The sequence below is a fragment of the Pseudomonas sp. B22(2017) genome, from assembly GCF_002113105.1.
GTDB lineage: Bacteria > Pseudomonadota > Gammaproteobacteria > Pseudomonadales > Pseudomonadaceae > Aquipseudomonas > Aquipseudomonas asiatica.
The window spans coordinates 63,352-79,323 of the sequence record NZ_NEJN01000012.1 but is presented as its reverse complement, the minus strand read 5'-3'; the positions used below and the strand labels follow the sequence as shown (position 1 = coordinate 79,323).

At 64.0% G+C, this 15,972-nt stretch carries 15 protein-coding genes; 7 read left to right on the top strand and 8 right to left on the bottom strand.

Going from position 1 to position 15,972, the window contains the following annotated elements; genetic code table 11:
* Positions 1–196: 196 nt before the first annotated feature.
* The 6 genes from CAG18_RS21175 to bioB all read right to left on the bottom strand — a co-directional run bounded on the left by CAG18_RS21175 (position 197) and on the right by bioB (position 5,182).
* Positions 197–493 carry a pyrroloquinoline quinone biosynthesis protein PqqE gene (locus tag CAG18_RS21175; RefSeq protein WP_085721483.1) on the bottom strand — a complete coding sequence of 99 codons (297 nt, stop codon included), beginning with the start codon at positions 491–493 and terminating at the stop codon, positions 197–199.
* Between the two features lie 230 nt (positions 494–723).
* The gene (bioD, locus tag CAG18_RS21170; protein WP_015268700.1) at positions 724–1,404 is read right to left on the bottom strand and encodes a dethiobiotin synthase; all 681 of its coding nucleotides are present in this window, start codon (positions 1,402–1,404) and stop codon (positions 724–726) included.
* A 10-nt stretch (positions 1,405–1,414) separates the two neighbouring features.
* Entirely contained in the window at positions 1,415–2,233 is an 819-nt protein-coding gene (bioC, locus tag CAG18_RS21165) for a malonyl-ACP O-methyltransferase BioC (protein WP_015268699.1), read from the bottom strand.
* Complete coding sequence (locus CAG18_RS21160; RefSeq protein ID WP_054573687.1) at positions 2,226–2,957, bottom strand: alpha/beta fold hydrolase; 732 nt, start codon at positions 2,955–2,957, stop codon at positions 2,226–2,228. Before CAG18_RS21160 ends, bioC begins: the two co-directional genes overlap by 8 nt.
* Positions 2,950–4,122, bottom strand: coding sequence for an 8-amino-7-oxononanoate synthase (bioF, locus tag CAG18_RS21155; RefSeq protein ID WP_054573686.1), 1,173 nt, complete (start codon positions 4,120–4,122; stop codon positions 2,950–2,952). Before bioF ends, CAG18_RS21160 begins: the two co-directional genes overlap by 8 nt.
* Position 4,123: 1 nt before the next feature.
* On the bottom strand, positions 4,124–5,182 hold the full coding sequence (gene bioB, locus CAG18_RS21150) for a biotin synthase BioB (protein WP_013970556.1): 1,059 nt from the start codon (positions 5,180–5,182) through the stop codon (positions 4,124–4,126).
* A gap of 89 nt (positions 5,183–5,271) precedes the next feature.
* On the opposite strand from bioB, the gene CAG18_RS21145 reads away from it, so the two are divergent.
* The 4 genes from CAG18_RS21145 to rarD all read left to right on the top strand — a co-directional run bounded on the left by CAG18_RS21145 (position 5,272) and on the right by rarD (position 8,953).
* Complete coding sequence (locus CAG18_RS21145) at positions 5,272–6,003, top strand: ComF family protein (RefSeq protein ID WP_015268695.1); 732 nt, start codon at positions 5,272–5,274, stop codon at positions 6,001–6,003.
* Positions 6,004–6,160: 157 nt separating this feature from the next.
* Positions 6,161–6,925: a TOBE domain-containing protein gene (locus CAG18_RS21140; protein ID WP_085721482.1), complete on the top strand. Its 765-nt coding sequence runs from the start codon at positions 6,161–6,163 to the stop codon at positions 6,923–6,925.
* A 101-nt stretch (positions 6,926–7,026) separates the two neighbouring features.
* The gene (locus CAG18_RS21135) at positions 7,027–8,001 is read left to right on the top strand and encodes a serine/threonine protein kinase (protein WP_013970553.1); all 975 of its coding nucleotides are present in this window, start codon (positions 7,027–7,029) and stop codon (positions 7,999–8,001) included.
* A gap of 64 nt (positions 8,002–8,065) precedes the next feature.
* Positions 8,066–8,953: an EamA family transporter RarD gene (rarD, locus tag CAG18_RS21130; RefSeq protein WP_085721481.1), complete on the top strand. Its 888-nt coding sequence runs from the start codon at positions 8,066–8,068 to the stop codon at positions 8,951–8,953.
* A 332-nt stretch (positions 8,954–9,285) separates the two neighbouring features.
* Here the strand turns inward: rarD and CAG18_RS21125 are convergent, their stop codons facing one another.
* Positions 9,286–9,804 (bottom strand): glycine cleavage system protein R, encoded by a 519-nt coding sequence (locus CAG18_RS21125; RefSeq protein WP_013970551.1) that lies wholly within the window; start codon positions 9,802–9,804, stop codon positions 9,286–9,288.
* Between the two features lie 451 nt (positions 9,805–10,255).
* Here CAG18_RS21125 and CAG18_RS21120 point away from each other — a divergent pair, with 451 nt between their 5' ends.
* The gene (locus CAG18_RS21120) at positions 10,256–12,433 is read left to right on the top strand and encodes a malate synthase G (RefSeq protein WP_015268691.1); all 2,178 of its coding nucleotides are present in this window, start codon (positions 10,256–10,258) and stop codon (positions 12,431–12,433) included.
* A gap of 128 nt (positions 12,434–12,561) precedes the next feature.
* Here CAG18_RS21120 and CAG18_RS21115 read toward each other — a convergent pair whose 3' ends face one another.
* Complete coding sequence (locus CAG18_RS21115) at positions 12,562–13,101, bottom strand: response regulator (RefSeq protein WP_085721480.1); 540 nt, start codon at positions 13,099–13,101, stop codon at positions 12,562–12,564.
* A gap of 116 nt (positions 13,102–13,217) precedes the next feature.
* Between CAG18_RS21115 and CAG18_RS21110 the strand changes: the two genes are divergently transcribed.
* Entirely contained in the window at positions 13,218–15,155 is a 1,938-nt protein-coding gene (locus CAG18_RS21110; protein ID WP_085721479.1) for a putative nucleotidyltransferase substrate binding domain-containing protein, read from the top strand.
* Entirely contained in the window at positions 15,152–15,862 is a 711-nt protein-coding gene (locus CAG18_RS21105; protein WP_013970547.1) for a PolC-type DNA polymerase III, read from the top strand. The genes CAG18_RS21110 and CAG18_RS21105 overlap by 4 nt, the downstream gene beginning before the upstream one ends.
* The last annotated feature ends 110 nt before the right edge of the window (positions 15,863–15,972 follow it).

The window sequence follows — 15,972 nt, the reverse complement described above, 5'->3', positions numbered from 1 at the left end:
CTTATGTCAAGGATGGACTATGGTGCCATTTACGCCACGAAAAATGGCAAAAGCGTCAGGCCATGATAAGTCCCCCTGTGGGAGCGGGTTTATCCGCGAATGGGCCAGCCCGGAAAACAGAGGTTTCCGGGCGGACGCATTCGCGGGTAAACCCGCTCCCGCAGGGATAGCGTTATGTTCGGGAAGGGCCGCCGTGTCAGGCGTAGGTGTCGATGATCCGGCCGAGCATTTCGTCGGATGCCTTGGCGACCTTTGCGCCAAGCTCGACTTCGAGTTTGCCCACGGCCAGATGCACGGTGCTGGTGGCCAGGTCCATCTGCTGGCTGCGGTCGACCGCGCGCAGGCGCTCGGCCTGAAAATCGCTGGACTGGCTGGTGGCGCTACGTTCGGCGGTGGTGCTGGCGATCTGGCTGGCAGCCTGATCGACGCGGTTCTGGCCGGTCTGGATTGCGCTCAGGCCCGCGTAATAGGCGGAGCTACCGGTGATTTCCATGTCAGGACTCCATTGACGCTGGATGACGAACAGGCCCAATTAAAGCAGGCCAGGGGCGAAAAGGCCCGTTTAAATCCCTAATGGCCTCGTGCCATTTGATAGGCCTTGGGTATTCCTGCACTGGCCTCTTCGCGGGTAAACCCGCTCCCACAGGATCTCCACATTTTTTGAGACTTGTGCAGTACCTGTGGGAGCGGGTTTACCCGCGAAAGGGCCAAGCCTGGAAACGGTTAATCCAGCAGATCCAGCTGAAGGTGTTCAGCCACCATGTCGGCACTGGCCTGCTTCAATTTGGGCACCCGCCCCAGGCATGGCGCCGGCAAACGCTCGGCCAGGCTGGCCAGGTTCTCTTCCAGGCGCGAAGTACGCGGCTCGATGATGTTCGCCACCCATCCAGCCAGTTGCAGCCCGTCACGCTCGATCGCCTCAGCGCTTAACAAGGCATGGCTGATACAGCCGAGCCGCACCCCGACCACCAGAATCACCGGCAGCCGCAGGGCCACCGCAAGGTCGGACAGGTTTTCCAGCCCCGACAACGGCACGCGCCAGCCTCCGGCTCCCTCGATCAGGGTGAAATCGGCATTTTGTTGCAGCACATTCCGCATCGCAGCCAGCAGGTCCGACACGGCCAGCGTCACCCCGGCCTCACGTGCTGCCACATGCGGCGCAATCGCAGGCTCGAAGGCAAACGGGTTGACCTGTTCGTAGGGCATCTTGATCGTGCTTTCATCGATCAGCGCCTGAGCGTCGCTGTTGCGCAAGCCTTTGGGCGTCATCGTGCAACCGGAGGCCACCGGCTTGGCTCCCAACGTGCTCATGCCCTGCAACCGTGCCGCATGCAGCAGGCCGGCAGCGATGGTGGTTTTGCCGACATCGGTATCGGTACCGGCAATGAAATAGGCCTGGCTCATCTCGCTCCCCTTAAGCCTGTGGCTTGCGCAACACACCATAGACCACCTGGTAGGTGGCTGGTAGCCCCTCGGGCTGGCGAAACGCCTCATACGCCTGCAACAGGCCCTGCATGCGTGCCCGGCCGGTAAGCCCGGAAGGTCGGCCGGGGTTCAGGTTGTGGGCGCCGAGAGCCTTGAGTTCATGGGTAAGGCTGCGTACATCCGGGTAGTGCAGCACGTGCGGACAACGCTGCAGACCAAGCTGTTCGAAGCCGCTGGCTGCGCACAGGCGCTGATAGTCCTCGAAACGGCGGAAGCGGTTCACATGCACTAGGCCATCCACCGCCTGCCAACTGGCGCGCAGTTCATCGAGGGTACCCACACACAGGCTGCTGAAGGCCAGCACGCCGCCCGGGCGCAGCACTCGCAGCGCTTCTGCCAGCACGCTGGCGAACTGGCCGCACCACTGCACGGCCAGGCTGGTGAACACCAGGTCGACGCTGGCATCACGCAGCGGCAAACGCTCGGCGTCACCGGCCACGTGATAGAGCGCCCCGCCTTGCTCGTTGCGGGCATGGCACAACATGCCTTCGGCAATATCCACCGCAACGCCGCTGGCCTGGGTGAACCGCTCGGCCAACGCCCTGCTGAAATGACCGGTGCCGCTGCCCAGGTCCAGCCAGCGTGACGGCTGCAGGCCTTCCGGCAACTGCTCCAGCAAGCTCGAACCCACCGCACGCTGCAAGGCTGCCACGCTGTCGTAGCTGGCTGCGGCGCGGGAGAACGAGGCTGCTACCTGGCGCTTGTCGGGCAGCGCGCCGGGCAGGGTCGGACGGGAAAGGTCAGTCATCGCCACTCTCATGCAGGAAACTCTTGATGCCCGCCGCCAGTTCCTGCGGGTACTCCAGCAGGAACGCGTGGGAACTGTCTTCGACCAGGCCCACTTCTACATCGGGCAGCAGCTCGCTCAGCGCTTTTGCCGCCTCTGCCGGCACCAGCGCATCGCTGCCGGCGAACAGGTGCAGCTGCGGGCCACCATAGGCCTGCAGTGCTTCGCGGGTATCCAGCTTGGCCAGCACCTCAAGGCCCGTGGCCAGGTACAACGGGTCGGTGTCCGGCACGCCGACACCCAGCTGACGCAGCAGGGTGCGCGGTTGCAGGGCACCGTCGCTGCACAAGGTACGGAAGCGCTTCAGGGTGACCTGGGTATGGCTGCGGCAGCCGTCGAGGAAGGTGCCGAAAGTGTCTTCGGCCATGCCGTGGGGCCAGTCGGGGCGAGCCACGAAACTGGGGTTGCTGGCCAGAGTCAGCAGGCCGCAGCAATGGTCGCCGCGCTTGTGCGCCAGCGCGCTGGCCAGCATGCCGCCTAACGACCAGCCACCCAGCCAGACATCGCTCGGCAGCTTGCGGTCGAGGTGGTCGACCCAGGCCTGCACATCGCTATGGGCCAGTTCCGGCAAGGGCATCAGCTCTACCTGCAGGCGGGCGTCCTGGGCACGCAGGCTGGCGGCCAGCGGCTCCAGGGAAGCAGTGCCCAAGCCCCAGCCAGGCAACAGAACAAGTCGATTACGCATCGGCGCTCTCCAACTGTGGATAACACTCGGCCAATGCATTCAACAATAGCTGCACCTGCGCCCCGCTGTGCGCGGCGCTCAATGTCACCCGCAGGCGTGCGCTGCCCGCCGGCACGGTGGGCGGGCGGATGGCCGTCACCAGCAAACCGCGTTCGCGCAGCATGCGTGACAGGCGCAGGGCCTTTGCGCTGTCGCCGATGACGATGGGCTGGATCGGCGTCGGGCTGTCCATCAATTCCAGGCCGATCTGCTGCGCACCTTCACGGAACTGGCGGATCAGCGCGGCCAGGTGCTCGCGGCGCCAGGTTTCGCGGCGCAGCAATTCCAGGCTCTTGAGGGTGGCGCAGGCCAGCGCCGGTGGCTGGCTGGTTGTATAGATGTACGGGCGGGCGAACTGCACCAGCGCCTCGATCAGCTCTTCGCTGCCGGCCACAAAGGCACCGGCGGTACCACAAGCCTTGCCCAGCGTACCGATCAACACCGGCACATCCTCAACGCCCAGGCCGAAGTGCTCGACGATACCGCCGCCCCGGGTGCCGAGGGTGCCCAAGCCATGGGCATCGTCAACCATCAGCCAGGCACCGCGAGCGCGGGCGACATCGGCCAGCGCCGGCAGGTCGGCCAGGTCGCCGTCCATGCTGAACACGCCATCGGTCACTACCAGGGTATTGCCTACGGCCTTGTCCAGGCGGCTGGCCAGGCTGGCCGGGTCGTTGTGCAGGTAGCGGTTGAAACGGGCACCACTGAGCAACCCGCCATCCAGCAGCGAAGCGTGGTTCAGGCGGTCCTGCAGCACCGTGTCGCCCTGCCCCACCAGCGCGGTGATGGCGCCCAGGTTGGCCATGTAGCCGGTGGAGAACAGCAGCGCGCGCGGGCGCCCGGTGAGTTCGGCCAGGGCCTCTTCCACCTGGTGGTGCGGCGTACTGTGGCCGATCACCAGGTGCGAGGCACCGCCACCGACACCCCAGCGCTCGGCGCCGGCCTGCCAGGCGGCAATCACCTCGGGGTGGTTGGCCAAGCCCAGGTAGTCATTGCTGCAGAAGGCCAGCAAACACTGGCCATCGACCACCACTTCCGGCCCCTGCGGGCTTTCCAGCAGTGGCCGCTGCCGATACAGGTCTGCGGCGCGCCGTTCGGCCAGGCGCGCTGCCAAGTCGAAGGCCATTTCAGGCTGTCGCGGCGTTGTAGAACATCTCGCTGCTGCGCTGCTCGACCAGCGCCTGCTCGATGGCCGCCTGGTGCACTTCGTCGGCGTGCTCTTCACGCGCTTCGGGCTTGATGCCCAGGCGTGCGAACAGCTGCATGTCCTTGTCGGCCTGCGGGTTGGCGGTGGTCAGCAGTTTTTCGCCGTAGAAGATCGAGTTGGCACCAGCCATGAAGGCCAGGGCCTGCATCTGCTCGTTCATCTGCTCGCGGCCGGCGGACAGGCGCACGTGCGACTTGGGCATGAGGATACGGGCCACGGCCAGCATGCGGATGAAGTCGAACGGGTCGACGTCTTCTTCCTCGGCCAGCGGCGTACCGGCCACCTTGACCAGCATGTTGATCGGTACCGACTCCGGGTGCTCGGGCAGGTTGGCCAGCTGGATCAGCAGGCCGGCGCGGTCGTCCAGCGACTCGCCCATGCCGAGGATGCCGCCGGAGCAGATCTTCATCCCGGCATCGCGCACGTAGGCCAGGGTCTGCAGGCGCTCGCTGTAGGTGCGGGTGGTGATGATGCTGCCGTAGAACTCAGGCGAGGTGTCGAGGTTGTGGTTGTAATAGTCCAGGCCGGCCTGGGCCAGGGCCTTGGTCTGCTCCTGGTCGAGCTTGCCGAGGGTCATGCAGGTTTCCAGGCCCATGGCCTTCACGCCTTTGACCATCTCCAGCACGTAGGGCATGTCTTTGGCCGACGGGTGCTTCCAAGCCGCGCCCATGCAGAAGCGGGTAGAACCAATGGCTTTGGCGCGGGCGGCTTCTTCCAGCACCTTCTGCACTTCCATCAGCTTCTGTTTTTCCAGCCCGGTGTTGTAGTGGCCGGACTGTGGACAATATTTGCAATCTTCCGGGCAGGCGCCGGTCTTGATCGACAACAGGGTCGAAACCTGCACGCGGTTCGGGTCGAAATGCGCGCGGTGCACGGTCTGCGCCTGGAACAGCAGGTCATTGAACGGTTGCTGGAACAGCGCCTTGACCTCGGCCAGGGACCAGTCGTGACGTGTTGTTGCAGTTGTGCTGGCGCTCATTGGCGTTTCCTTGTTTAGGCTGAAGCAGGCGCCGGGACAGGAAAGCCCGCCAGCGCATCACGGATAGCTCGCATAGTCATGGAAGGCCTATGAACTGTCAACCACACTGGAAAAGACTGGTTTACAAGTGCTCACTTATTAATCAATTGTGTTTGCTGTGCGATGAACCTGCCGAGCAGGCCTACCCGCTGTGCGTCGCCTGCGAGCAGGAACTGCCCTGGCTGGGCGATCATTGCCTGCGCTGCGCCCTGCCATTGCCGATAGCCGGCCTGACTTGCGCTCAATGCCAGCGCCGCGCACCGGCCTTCGAGCAGGTGCTTGCACTGTGGCATTTCGGCTTTCCGGTGGACACGCTGATCAGCCGTTTCAAGCACAACCGCCAGTGGCCCTTGGGGCGCCTGATGGCCGAATTGCTCGCGCATGGGCTGCTGCACCGCTTTACCGAAGGGCTGCCGCGCCCCGACCTGTTGTTGCCTGTACCCTTGGCCAAACGTCGACTACGGGAGCGGGGGTTCAACCAGGCGGGGATGCTCGGGCGCTGGCTGTCGTCGCACGTGGGGGTACGTTGCGACGAGCGGTTGCTGCTGCGCACACGGGAGACACCTGCGCAGCAACAACTGGACGCCAAGGCCAGGCGACGCAACTTGCGCCAGGCGTTTACCGTCACGGGCAAGCTGACGGGCAAGCATGTCGCCATTGTCGATGACGTGTTGACCACCGGTGCGACCGCGCAAGCGGTTGCCGAAGTGCTGCGCAAGGCCGGTGCGCGGCGGGTGGATGTGTATTGCCTGGCGCGCACGCCCAAGCCGGGGTATGTATGACGTGTGGGAGCGGCCTTGTGTCGCGAAAGGGCTGCGTAGCAGCCCCAGGATCTCTGCCACGGCAAAAATCGCTGGGGCTGCTACGCAGCCCTTTCGCGACACAAGGCCGCTCCCACACAAGCTACACTTCGCTGCCACTTACAATGACCGAATGCCCATGTCCCTGCCCCCCCACCTCACCCAGCACATCGCCCGCCGCCCCCAGCGCATCGCGCTGCTGCAGCACATTGCCGAAGAAGGTTCGATCACCCGCGCCGCCAAGGCTGCGGGCATCAGCTACAAGGCCGCCTGGGACGCCATCGACGAACTCAACAACCTGGCCAGCCAGCCCCTCGTCGAGCGCAGTACCGGCGGGCGTGGTGGCGGTGGTGCCCGTCTGTCGCCGGAAGGCCAGCGGGTGCTGCGCCTGTACCAGAGGCTGCAGGCCCTTCAGGCGCAAATCCTCGAAGCGGCCGAAGAGTCCAGCGACCTCGACCTGCTCGGCCGGCTGATGCTGCGTACCAGCGCGCGCAACCAGTTGCAGGGCCAGGTCAGCGGCCTGCGCCGCGAGGGACGACATGATCGCGTCAGCCTGGCGTTGGGCGGAGGGTTGGAGATCGAGGCGTTGATCACCCACGACAGCACCGCACGGCTGGAACTGACGCTGGGGACGACGGTAGTGGCGCTGCTCAAGGCGGGGTGGGTGAGGTTGCTGGCCGACGAGGAACAGGCCGAAGCGGATAGCAATTGCCTACGGGCGACGGTGGAGGAGGTGCTGGCGGAGGCTGATGGGCCTGGTGAGGTCCGGTTGGCGTTGGGGAATGGGCAGACGTTGTGTGCGTTTGCCGAGACGGATTGGTTGGCTGGGCAGCGGGTGGCAGCAGGCAGTTCGGTGCGGGTTCAATTTCATCCCTCTTATGTATTGCTTGGGATTCCTGCATAGCCTGGCCGCGCTTTGCGCGGTTCGCGGGTTTACCCGCGAAGAGGCCGGTACAGGCATAACGCGTTACCATGGTCCCCACGCCGCCTATCCCCGGAGCCCCCATGTCTCACCCCTTCGATACCCTCACCCCCGACCTGGTCCTGGACGCCGTGGAAAGCCTGGGCTTTCTCAGCGATGCCCGGGTGCTGGCGCTGAACAGCTACGAAAACCGCGTCTACCAGGTGGGCATCGAGGGCGCGCAACCGCTGATCGCCAAGTTCTACCGCCCAGGCCGCTGGAGCGACGCGGCCATCCTCGAAGAGCACAGCTTCACTGCCGAACTGGCCGAATGCGAAGTGCCGGTGGTCGCCCCCTTGCAGCACGACGGCCGCACCCTGTTCGAACACCAGGGCTTCCGCTTCACCCTGTTCCCCCGCCGCGGCGGCCACGCGCCAGAGCCGGGTAACCTCGACCAGCTCTACCGTCTTGGCCAGTTGCTCGGCCGCCTGCATGCCGTGGGTGCCAGCAAACCGTTCGAGCACCGCGAAGCGCTGGCTGTGGACAACTTCGGCCACGCCTCACTGAATACCCTGCTGGAAGGCGATTTCGTCCCTCGCGAACTGCTGCCGGCGTTCGAATCGGTGGCCCGCGACCTGCTCAAGCGAGTGGAGGACATCTATGCCCGCACCCCGCACAAGCTCATCCGCCTGCATGGCGACCTGCACCCCGGCAACCTTATGCACCGCGACGAGGTGTACCACGTGGTCGACCTCGACGACTGCCGCATGGGCCCGGCGGTGCAGGACTTGTGGATGATGCTGGCCGGCAGCCGCGAGGAGCGCCTGGGGCAACTGGCCGAACTGATCGACGGCTACAACGAGTTCCACGACTTCGACCCGCGCGAGCTGGCCCTGATCGAGCCCCTGCGCGCCCTGCGCCAGTTGCACTACAGCGCCTGGCTGGCGCGGCGCTGGGACGATCCGGCATTTCCGCCGAGCTTCCCCTGGTTCGGCCAGCCACGCTACTGGGGAGACCAGATCCTCGCCCTGCGCGAGCAAATGGCCGCACTGGATGAAGCGCCGCTGAAATTGTTCTAGAAGCACGACCGCCTCTGTCTACAATAGGCGTCGCTTTATTTAGCTACCTAAGCAAGGATTCTGCATGCACGCCGCAAACCCGCGTCGCGGGTACCTACTGGGCCTCAGCGCCTACATCATCTGGGGTCTTTTCCCCCTGTACTTCAAGGCAATCCAGAGCGTTCCGGCCGTGGAGATCATTGTCCACCGGGTGCTGTGGTCGGCACTGTTCGGCTCGCTGCTGCTACTGGTGTGGAAACACCCCGGCTGGTGGCGTGAACTGCGTGACAACCCGAGCCGGCTGGGCATCCTGGCCCTGAGCGGGGCGCTGATCGCCGGCAATTGGCTGACCTACGTATGGTCGGTGAACAACGGGCGCATGCTCGAGGCCAGCCTGGGTTACTACATCAACCCGCTGATCAATGTGCTGCTGGGCATGCTGATTCTTGGCGAGCGCCTGCGTCGGCTTCAGTGGCTGGCCGTGGCCATGGCCGCCGTGGGTGTGGCTCAGCAGGTGTGGCAGGTGGGCAGCCTGCCGTGGGTGTCGCTGGTACTGGCGCTGAGCTTCGGCTTCTACGGGCTGATTCGCAAGCAGGCACCGGTAGCGGCGCTGCCGGGCCTGGTGGTGGAAACCTGGATGCTGGTACCGCTGGCGCTTGGCTGGCTATTGCTGCATCCGGCGGCGACAAGTGCCCAAGGCGCGTTCTACACCAGCAGCGAAGCGTTGTGGCTGATGGCTGCGGGGCCGGTGACACTGGTGCCGCTGGTGTGCTTCAACGCTGCTGCGCGGCACTTGCCGTACACCACGCTGGGCTTCCTGCAGTACCTGGCGCCGACCCTGGTGCTGCTGCAGGCGGTGCTGCTGTTCGATGAGCATTTGTCGCCGAGCACCTTGGTGGCGTTCATGTTCATCTGGGCAGGTTTGGCGATTTACAGCGTCGATGCGTGGGTCAGTTTGCGCAAGCGTAGTTGATCAGAAAATGATCACAACTCTGCAGGCCTTGTGATTCGTGGCCTGCAGAGACATCTCCAAAGGTTATCCACACCCTCGTCCCCGTGCTTTGTGCACAAGCTGCTGATTTTTGGGTGTTTTTTGATCAAGGCCGTGCAAGGCGCGCGAGGCCTGGGCTGGAGAGGGGAACCCCCAGGTTATCCACAGGGCCTTCCCCGTGATATCGGGATAACCGCAGGGGGCTGCTTTGCAGCCCATCGCGACACAAGGCCGCTCCTACAGGGGAACGCGTAACCCTTGTAGGAGCGGCCTTGTGTCGCGATGGGCCGCGAAGCGGCCCCGGCAATCTCGGATCAATCCTCCGGCCGCAGCTTCAACTCCACCATCAAGTCATCCGCCAGGCTCTCCAGTCGCTGCTGCAGTTCTTCGAGCGGTAGAGTCAACGGCAAAGCCAACAACGCATCTGCATGAAACAACGGCTCGCTGCTCATCGGCGCCGGCCGCACTTCTGTTGAAAACCGCTCGACGTTCACCTGCAATTCAGCCAGCAAGCGGGTGATATCACGCACGATCCCTGGCCGGTCATTACCTACCAGCTCCATGGCAATCGGTTTCCAGGTACACGAAGGCTCGATGCCACTCTCGGCGATCAGCACGCGAATGTCATATCGGACCAACCCCTGCAGCGAAGCCACCAGCTCGTCGTAGTTTTCCGCCGGCACCGCCACCCGCAGGATGCCGGCAAACTGCCCGGCCATGCGCGACATGCGGCTTTCCAGCCAGTTGCCACTGTGGTCGGCGATGCACTGGGCAATGCGCTCGACCTGGCCGGCCTTGTCAGGGGCAATCACAGTCAGTACAAGATGATCCACAAGCCCTTCCTCGTGTCGGACCGCGCCGTGCGGCAGAAAATCGGGGGATCGACTCAGTATAGGCAAGGCGCGGCAACCTGCCGCAGGGCAATCCGCACAACGAATCGTGTACTGTTTCAAGATTTATCTGGAACAATCCACCTGTTTTTTGCGAACATACTCACTCCCAGCGTGACCATACGCGACCAACGGGTCGCATAACGGCGCTTTTAGTCTGATTTTGCCCCGCCTACTGCTTCGTGTAGTATCCCGTGGCGCGGACTACAAAACGTCGTTTGGATGTCTGCCAAGGCGCCTGTGAAAATACGCACACTGTCTGCCAGCCGGTCTGGCAGGCCGCACCCAGCCGCGCTCGGGGCTTTACTCGGGGGCATGCACTGGTGCCGTGTTTAGAGAAGCGCTACAGGCTTAATACAGAAGAGCGAAATAGCTGAGCAGAGTGAGGCAAGCAATGACTGGATACGTTCAAGTCGGTGGCCTTCAGGTCGCCAAGGTCCTGTACGACTTCGTGAACAACGAAGCCATCCCAGGGACCGGCATCGTCGCCGAGCAGTTCTGGGCCGGTGCAGAGAAGATCATCAATGACCTCGCTCCAAAGAACAAAGCCCTGCTCGCCAAGCGCGACGAGCTGCAAGCCAAGATCGACGCCTGGCACCAGGCACGCAAAGGCCAGGCCCACGACGCCGTAGCCTACAAAGCATTCCTCCAGGAAATCGGCTACCTGCTGCCACAAGCCGACGATTTCCAGGCAACCACCCAGAACGTGGACGAAGAAATCGCCCACATGGCCGGCCCGCAGCTGGTCGTACCGGTGATGAACGCCCGCTTCGCCCTGAACGCCGCCAACGCCCGTTGGGGTTCGCTGTACGACGCGCTGTATGGCACCGATGCCATCAGCGATGAAGGCGGCGCCGAGAAAGGCCAGGGCTACAACAAGGTACGTGGCGACAAGGTCATCGCCTTCGCCCGCGCCTTCCTCGACGAAGCCGCGCCACTGGCGGCCGGCTCGCACGTCGACTCCACCGGCTACCGCATCGAAGGCGGCAAGCTGGTAGTTGCCCTGAAAGGCGGCAGCAACAGCGGCCTGCGTGACGATGCCCAGCTGATCGGCTTCCATGGCGATGCCGCTGCGCCGACCGCCGTGCTGCTCAAGCACAACGGCCTGCACTTCGAAATCCAGGTCGACGCCAGCACCCCGGTCGGCAGCACCGACGCCGCCGGCGTGAAAGACATCCTGATGGAATCGGCGCTGACCACCATCATGGACTGCGAAGACTCGGTTGCAGCCGTTGACGCCGACGACAAGGTGATCGTCTACCGCAACTGGCTGGGCCTGATGAAAGGCGACCTGGCAGAAAGCGTTAGCAAGGGTGGCAAAACCTTCACCCGCACCATGAACCCGGACCGCGAGTACGCCGCGCCCAACGGCGGTAGCGTGACCCTGCATGGCCGTTCGCTGCTGTTCGTGCGCAACGTTGGCCACCTGATGACCAACCCGGCGATCCTCGACGCCCAAGGCAACGAAATCCCCGAAGGTATTCAGGACGGCCTGTTCACCAACCTGATCGCCCTGCACAACCTCAATGGCAACACCAGCCGCAAGAACACCCGCACCGGCAGCGTGTACATCGTCAAGCCGAAGATGCACGGCCCGGAGGAAGTAGCCTTCGCCGCCGAAATCTTCAGCCAGGTCGAAGACCTGCTGGGCATGAAGCGCAATACCGTCAAGGTCGGCATCATGGACGAGGAGCGCCGTACCACGGTCAACCTCAAGTCGTGCATCAAGGCCGCAGCCGAGCGCGTGGTGTTCATCAACACCGGCTTCCTCGATCGCACCGGCGATGAAATCCACACCTCGATGGAAGCCGGCGCCGTGGTGCGCAAGGGCGCCATGAAAAACGAGAAGTGGATCGGTGCCTACGAGAACAACAACGTCGACGTTGGCCTGGCCACCGGCCTGCAAGGCCGTGCGCAGATCGGCAAAGGCATGTGGGCCATGCCCGATCTGATGGCAGCCATGCTCGAGCAGAAGATCGCCCACCCGTTGGCTGGCGCCAACACCGCCTGGGTGCCGTCGCCGACTGCAGCCACCCTGCATGCCCTGCACTACCACAAGGTGGACGTACAGGCGCGTCAGCGTGAACTGGCTTCGCGCACACCCGCGTCGGTGGATGACATCCTCACCATCCCGCTGGCCGCCGACACCAACTGGTCGGCCGAAGAGATCCGCAACGAACTGGACAACAACGCCCAGGGCATCCTCGGCTACGTGGTGCGCTGGATCGACCAGGGTGTAGGTTGCTCGAAGGTGCCGGACATCAACAACGTCGGCCTGATGGAAGACCGCGCCACCCTGCGCATCTCGGCTCAGCTGCTGGCCAACTGGCTGCGCCATGGCGTGGTCAGCCAGGAGCAGGTGCTGGAAAGCCTCAAGCGCATGGCCGTGGTGGTGGACCAGCAGAACGCCAGCGACCCTCTGTACCGCCCGATGGCACCGAACTTCGACGACAACGTCGCGTTCCAGGCGGCGGTAGAACTGGTGGTGGAAGGTGGCAAGCAGCCGAACGGCTATACCGAGCCGGTACTGCACCGCCGTCGCCGCGAGTTCAAGGCGCGTAACGGGCTGTAAGCGACATCTGCGACAGCGGGCCGCTTTGCGGCCCAATCGCCGGCAAGCCAGCCCCCACAGGCCCCAAACGCTGTGCGGTCCCTGTGGGAGCTGGCTTGCCGGCGATGAGGCCGGAACAGGCTCCTCAGCTAAGCGATCTGCAGTTCTTTCTTCACCAACTCCAGCAGCCTGTCCAGGTCGACCGGCTTCAGAAGAAAATCCACAACCCCCAGGTGCATCACGTCCACCGCCTCTTTCACGTCGGTATCGCCCGACACCACGATGATCGACAACGCCGCCCGCTCTGATTCGCGAACCTTGCGGATCAGGTCCAGCCCATCCTCGGGTTGCATGCGCAAATCCGTAATCATCAAGCCAATCCGTTGCTGGTAGTGCAGGTACAGCCTGGCCTCCTCGGCCCCATCCGCCCCGACACAGTCAATCCCCCGGCTTTTCAGGTACAGGATCAGCGCCTCACGATTCACCGCATTGTCATCCACCACCAGCACCAGTGGCTTGGCAACCACGGGCGCACTTACGAGGGCCAATGCCTCGCGCTCGGCGTCACTCAGGATGTCGTGTTGCTCAGGCATGCTCATCTCGTCAAAAAAATTCCGCTTCAGCATTAGGACCGCAGAACTTGCGTAACCCGGCTGGCCTTTCGTCGGGTCTTTGACAGGGGCGCTCATAGACTTACGTCCAATGGGCACCATCCCGCCGCAAGCCGACCATGGAGGCAGAGAACAACATGGCCGGCACCTATATATATAGATATATAGTTCGGCATAGCGATACGGTCAGTTTCATGAGCAAAAAGGACGCCTACAGCCAGGCGGGAAGGACGGCAGTGCTGCAGAACATCCAGGGCACCTTGCAGTTCCTGCAGCGTTTTCCGCCGTTCAACCAGATGGAACACAGCCACCTGGCCTACCTGGTCGAACAGTGCCAGCTGCGCTTCTATGCCAGCGGCGAAAGCATCGTCAAACCTGCCGATGGGCCGGTCGAGCACTTCTACATAGTCAAGCAGGGCCGCGTGGTCGGCGAACGCCAGCATCTGGTCAAACCTGGTGTGGAGACTACCTTCGAGATCACCAGCGGCGAATGCTTCCCGCTGGCTGCCCTGCTCGGCGAGCGGGCGACCCGCACCGAGCATCTGGCAGGTGAGGACACCTTCTGCCTGCAGTTGAACAAGGCCGCGTTCATCCGCGTGTTCTCGATGTCGGAAGTGTTTCGGGATTTTGCCCTGCGCGGGGTCAGCAGCCTGCTCGACCAGGTCAACCAGCAGGTACGCCAGCGCGCGGTGGAAACCCTTGGCACCCAGTATTCGCTGAACACGCCACTGGGTGAACTGGCCATGCGCCACCCGGTGGTGTGCAGCCCCGAAACGCCTCTGCGAGACGCCGTGCGACTGATGCACGAGCAGCAGGTCGGCAGCATCGTTGTGGTCGACCAGCAGCGCTACCCCACCGGTATCTTCACCCTGCGCGACTTGCGCCAGGTGGTGGCTGCGGCCGATGCCGACCTGGGTGCACCCATCGCGCGCCACATGACCGCCCAGCCGTTCTACCTCAGCCCCCAGGCCAGCGCCTTCGACGCAGCCATGGCGATGACCGAGCGGCACATCGCCCACGTATGCCTGGTGGAAAACCAGCGCCTGTGCGGTGTGGTTTCGGAGCGCGACCTGTTCTCCCTGCAACGGGTCGACCTGGTGCACCTGGCACGCACCATCCGCCATGCGCCACGCCTGGATACCCTGGTCTCGCTGCGCGGCGAAATCAGCCAGCTGGTCGAGCGAATGCTGGCCCATGGCGCATCCTCCACGCAGATTACCCAGATCATCACCCTGCTGAACGACCACACCGTGTGCCGGGTGATCGAACTGGCGCTGGCCGAGCGCGGTGACCCGGGCGTGCCGTTCAGCTGGCTGTGCTTTGGCAGCGAGGGGCGACAAGAACAAACCCTGCACACTGACCAGGACAACGGCATCCTCTTCGAAGCCGCCGACAGCATCGAAGCCGACGCCATCCGCGCACGCCTGCTGCCGCTGGCGCAATACATAAACCAGTGCCTGGCCCAGTGCGGCTTCACCCTGTGCAAGGGCAACGTCATGGCCGGCAACCCCGAGCTGTGCCTGTCGCGCATTGAATGGGCGCGGCGTTTTGCCAGTTTTGTCCGTGAAGCCAGCCCGGAGAACCTGCTGGGCTCGAGCATCTATTTCGACCTGCGTGTGGTGTGGGGCGACGAGCAAGGTTGCGAGCAACTGCGCCAGGGCCTGCTGGAGCAGGTGGCCGACAACCGCATCTTCCAGCGCATGATGGCTGACAACGCCCTGCGCCAGCGCCCGCCGGTGGGCCGCCTGCGCGAGTTCGTGCTGACCCGCCAGGGTAACGACAAGGCCGCCACCCTCGACCTCAAGGTCCAGGGCCTGACGCCCTTCGTCGATGGTGCGCGGCTGCTGGCCCTGGCCAACGGCATCGGTGCCTGCAATACCTTGGAGCGCCTGCGCCAGCTCGTGGCCAAGGGCGTGATCGAGTCACTGGATGGCGCAGCGTATGAAGAGGCCTACCACTTCATCCAGCAAACCCGCATGCAGCAGCACCAGCGCCAGACCCGCGACAACCTGCCCTACTCCAACCGCCTGGACCCGGACAGCCTCAACCACCTGGACCGGCGCATCCTGCGCGAGTCCCTGCGCCAGGCCCAGCGCCTGCAAAGCAGCCTGGCCTTGCGGTACCAGCTATGAGCCTGTTCGCCTGGCTGCGCCCCAGTGCGCCGGAACTGGACCACGCCACGCGCCAGCGCCTGGCCCGGCTGCCCAAGCCAGCGCCATTGGGGGTGTGTACCCTGCGCGAGCAGCGCTGGGTGGTGCTTGACCTGGAGACCAGCGGCCTGAACACCAACCGTGACCAGGTGTTATCGGTTGGTGCCGTCGCCATCGAAGACGGCGCCATCGACTTTGCCCAGCAATTCGAACGCACCTTGCACCGGCCTTTGCAGAAGACCAACGCCAGCGTGCTGATCCATGGCCTGGGCCCGAGTGCCCTGGCTGCCGGTTGCGACCCGGCCGAGGCCTTGCTCGACCTGCTCGACTTCATTGGCAACAGCCCGGTGTTGGCATTCCATGCGCCGTTCGACCAGCGCATGCTCGCCCGCGCGCTGAAGGAAAGCCTGGGCTATCGCCTGCACTCGCCCTTCCTGGATGTTGCCGAGCTGGCGCCGATGCTCAACCCCGACACAGTGCTGCGCGAGGCCGGGCTGGATGACTGGGTGGCGCGGTTTGGCCTGCAGGTAGAGGAGCGCCATCACGCCAGCGCCGATGCGCTGGTCACCGCCGAACTGGCGCTGATCCTGTTCAGCCAGGCCCGGCGCCAGCAGCTGGACAGCCCGCTGCAGCTGGAGCAGCGCTTGCGCGGGTGGCGCAGGCGCAAGGTGCACAACCACGGCCTGTAACATTCCGCCAGCACGGGTGAAGATCTTGTAGGAGCGGCCTTGTGTCGCGAAAGGGGCGCGCAGCGGCCCCACATTTTCAGCTTCGCCGCAGATATGGCCGGGGCTGCTAT

Bases quoted from the DNA above. Each gene is read 5' to 3' on its own strand.
- CAG18_RS21140 (WP_085721482.1), top strand. From the start codon at position 6,161: ATGTCCCTGCCCCCCCACCTCACCCAGCACATCGCCCGCCGCCCCCAG.
- CAG18_RS21175 (WP_085721483.1), bottom strand. From the start codon at position 493: ATGGAAATCACCGGTAGCTCCGCCTATTACGCGGGCCTGAGCGCAATC.
- bioF (WP_054573686.1), bottom strand. From the start codon at position 4,122: ATGGCCTTCGACTTGGCAGCGCGCCTGGCCGAACGGCGCGCCGCAGAC.
- CAG18_RS21110 (WP_085721479.1), top strand. From the start codon at position 13,218: ATGAGCAAAAAGGACGCCTACAGCCAGGCGGGAAGGACGGCAGTGCTG.
- CAG18_RS21160 (WP_054573687.1), bottom strand. From the start codon at position 2,957: ATGCGTAATCGACTTGTTCTGTTGCCTGGCTGGGGCTTGGGCACTGCT.
- CAG18_RS21120 (WP_015268691.1), top strand. From the start codon at position 10,256: ATGACTGGATACGTTCAAGTCGGTGGCCTTCAGGTCGCCAAGGTCCTG.
- CAG18_RS21105 (WP_013970547.1), top strand. From the start codon at position 15,152: ATGAGCCTGTTCGCCTGGCTGCGCCCCAGTGCGCCGGAACTGGACCAC.
- bioB (WP_013970556.1), bottom strand. From the start codon at position 5,182: ATGAGCGCCAGCACAACTGCAACAACACGTCACGACTGGTCCCTGGCC.
- CAG18_RS21115 (WP_085721480.1), bottom strand. From the start codon at position 13,101: ATGAGCGCCCCTGTCAAAGACCCGACGAAAGGCCAGCCGGGTTACGCA.
- bioD (WP_015268700.1), bottom strand. From the start codon at position 1,404: ATGAGCCAGGCCTATTTCATTGCCGGTACCGATACCGATGTCGGCAAA.
- CAG18_RS21135 (WP_013970553.1), top strand. From the start codon at position 7,027: ATGTCTCACCCCTTCGATACCCTCACCCCCGACCTGGTCCTGGACGCC.
- rarD (WP_085721481.1), top strand. From the start codon at position 8,066: ATGCACGCCGCAAACCCGCGTCGCGGGTACCTACTGGGCCTCAGCGCC.
- CAG18_RS21145 (WP_015268695.1), top strand. From the start codon at position 5,272: ATGAACTGTCAACCACACTGGAAAAGACTGGTTTACAAGTGCTCACTT.
- bioC (WP_015268699.1), bottom strand. From the start codon at position 2,233: ATGACTGACCTTTCCCGTCCGACCCTGCCCGGCGCGCTGCCCGACAAG.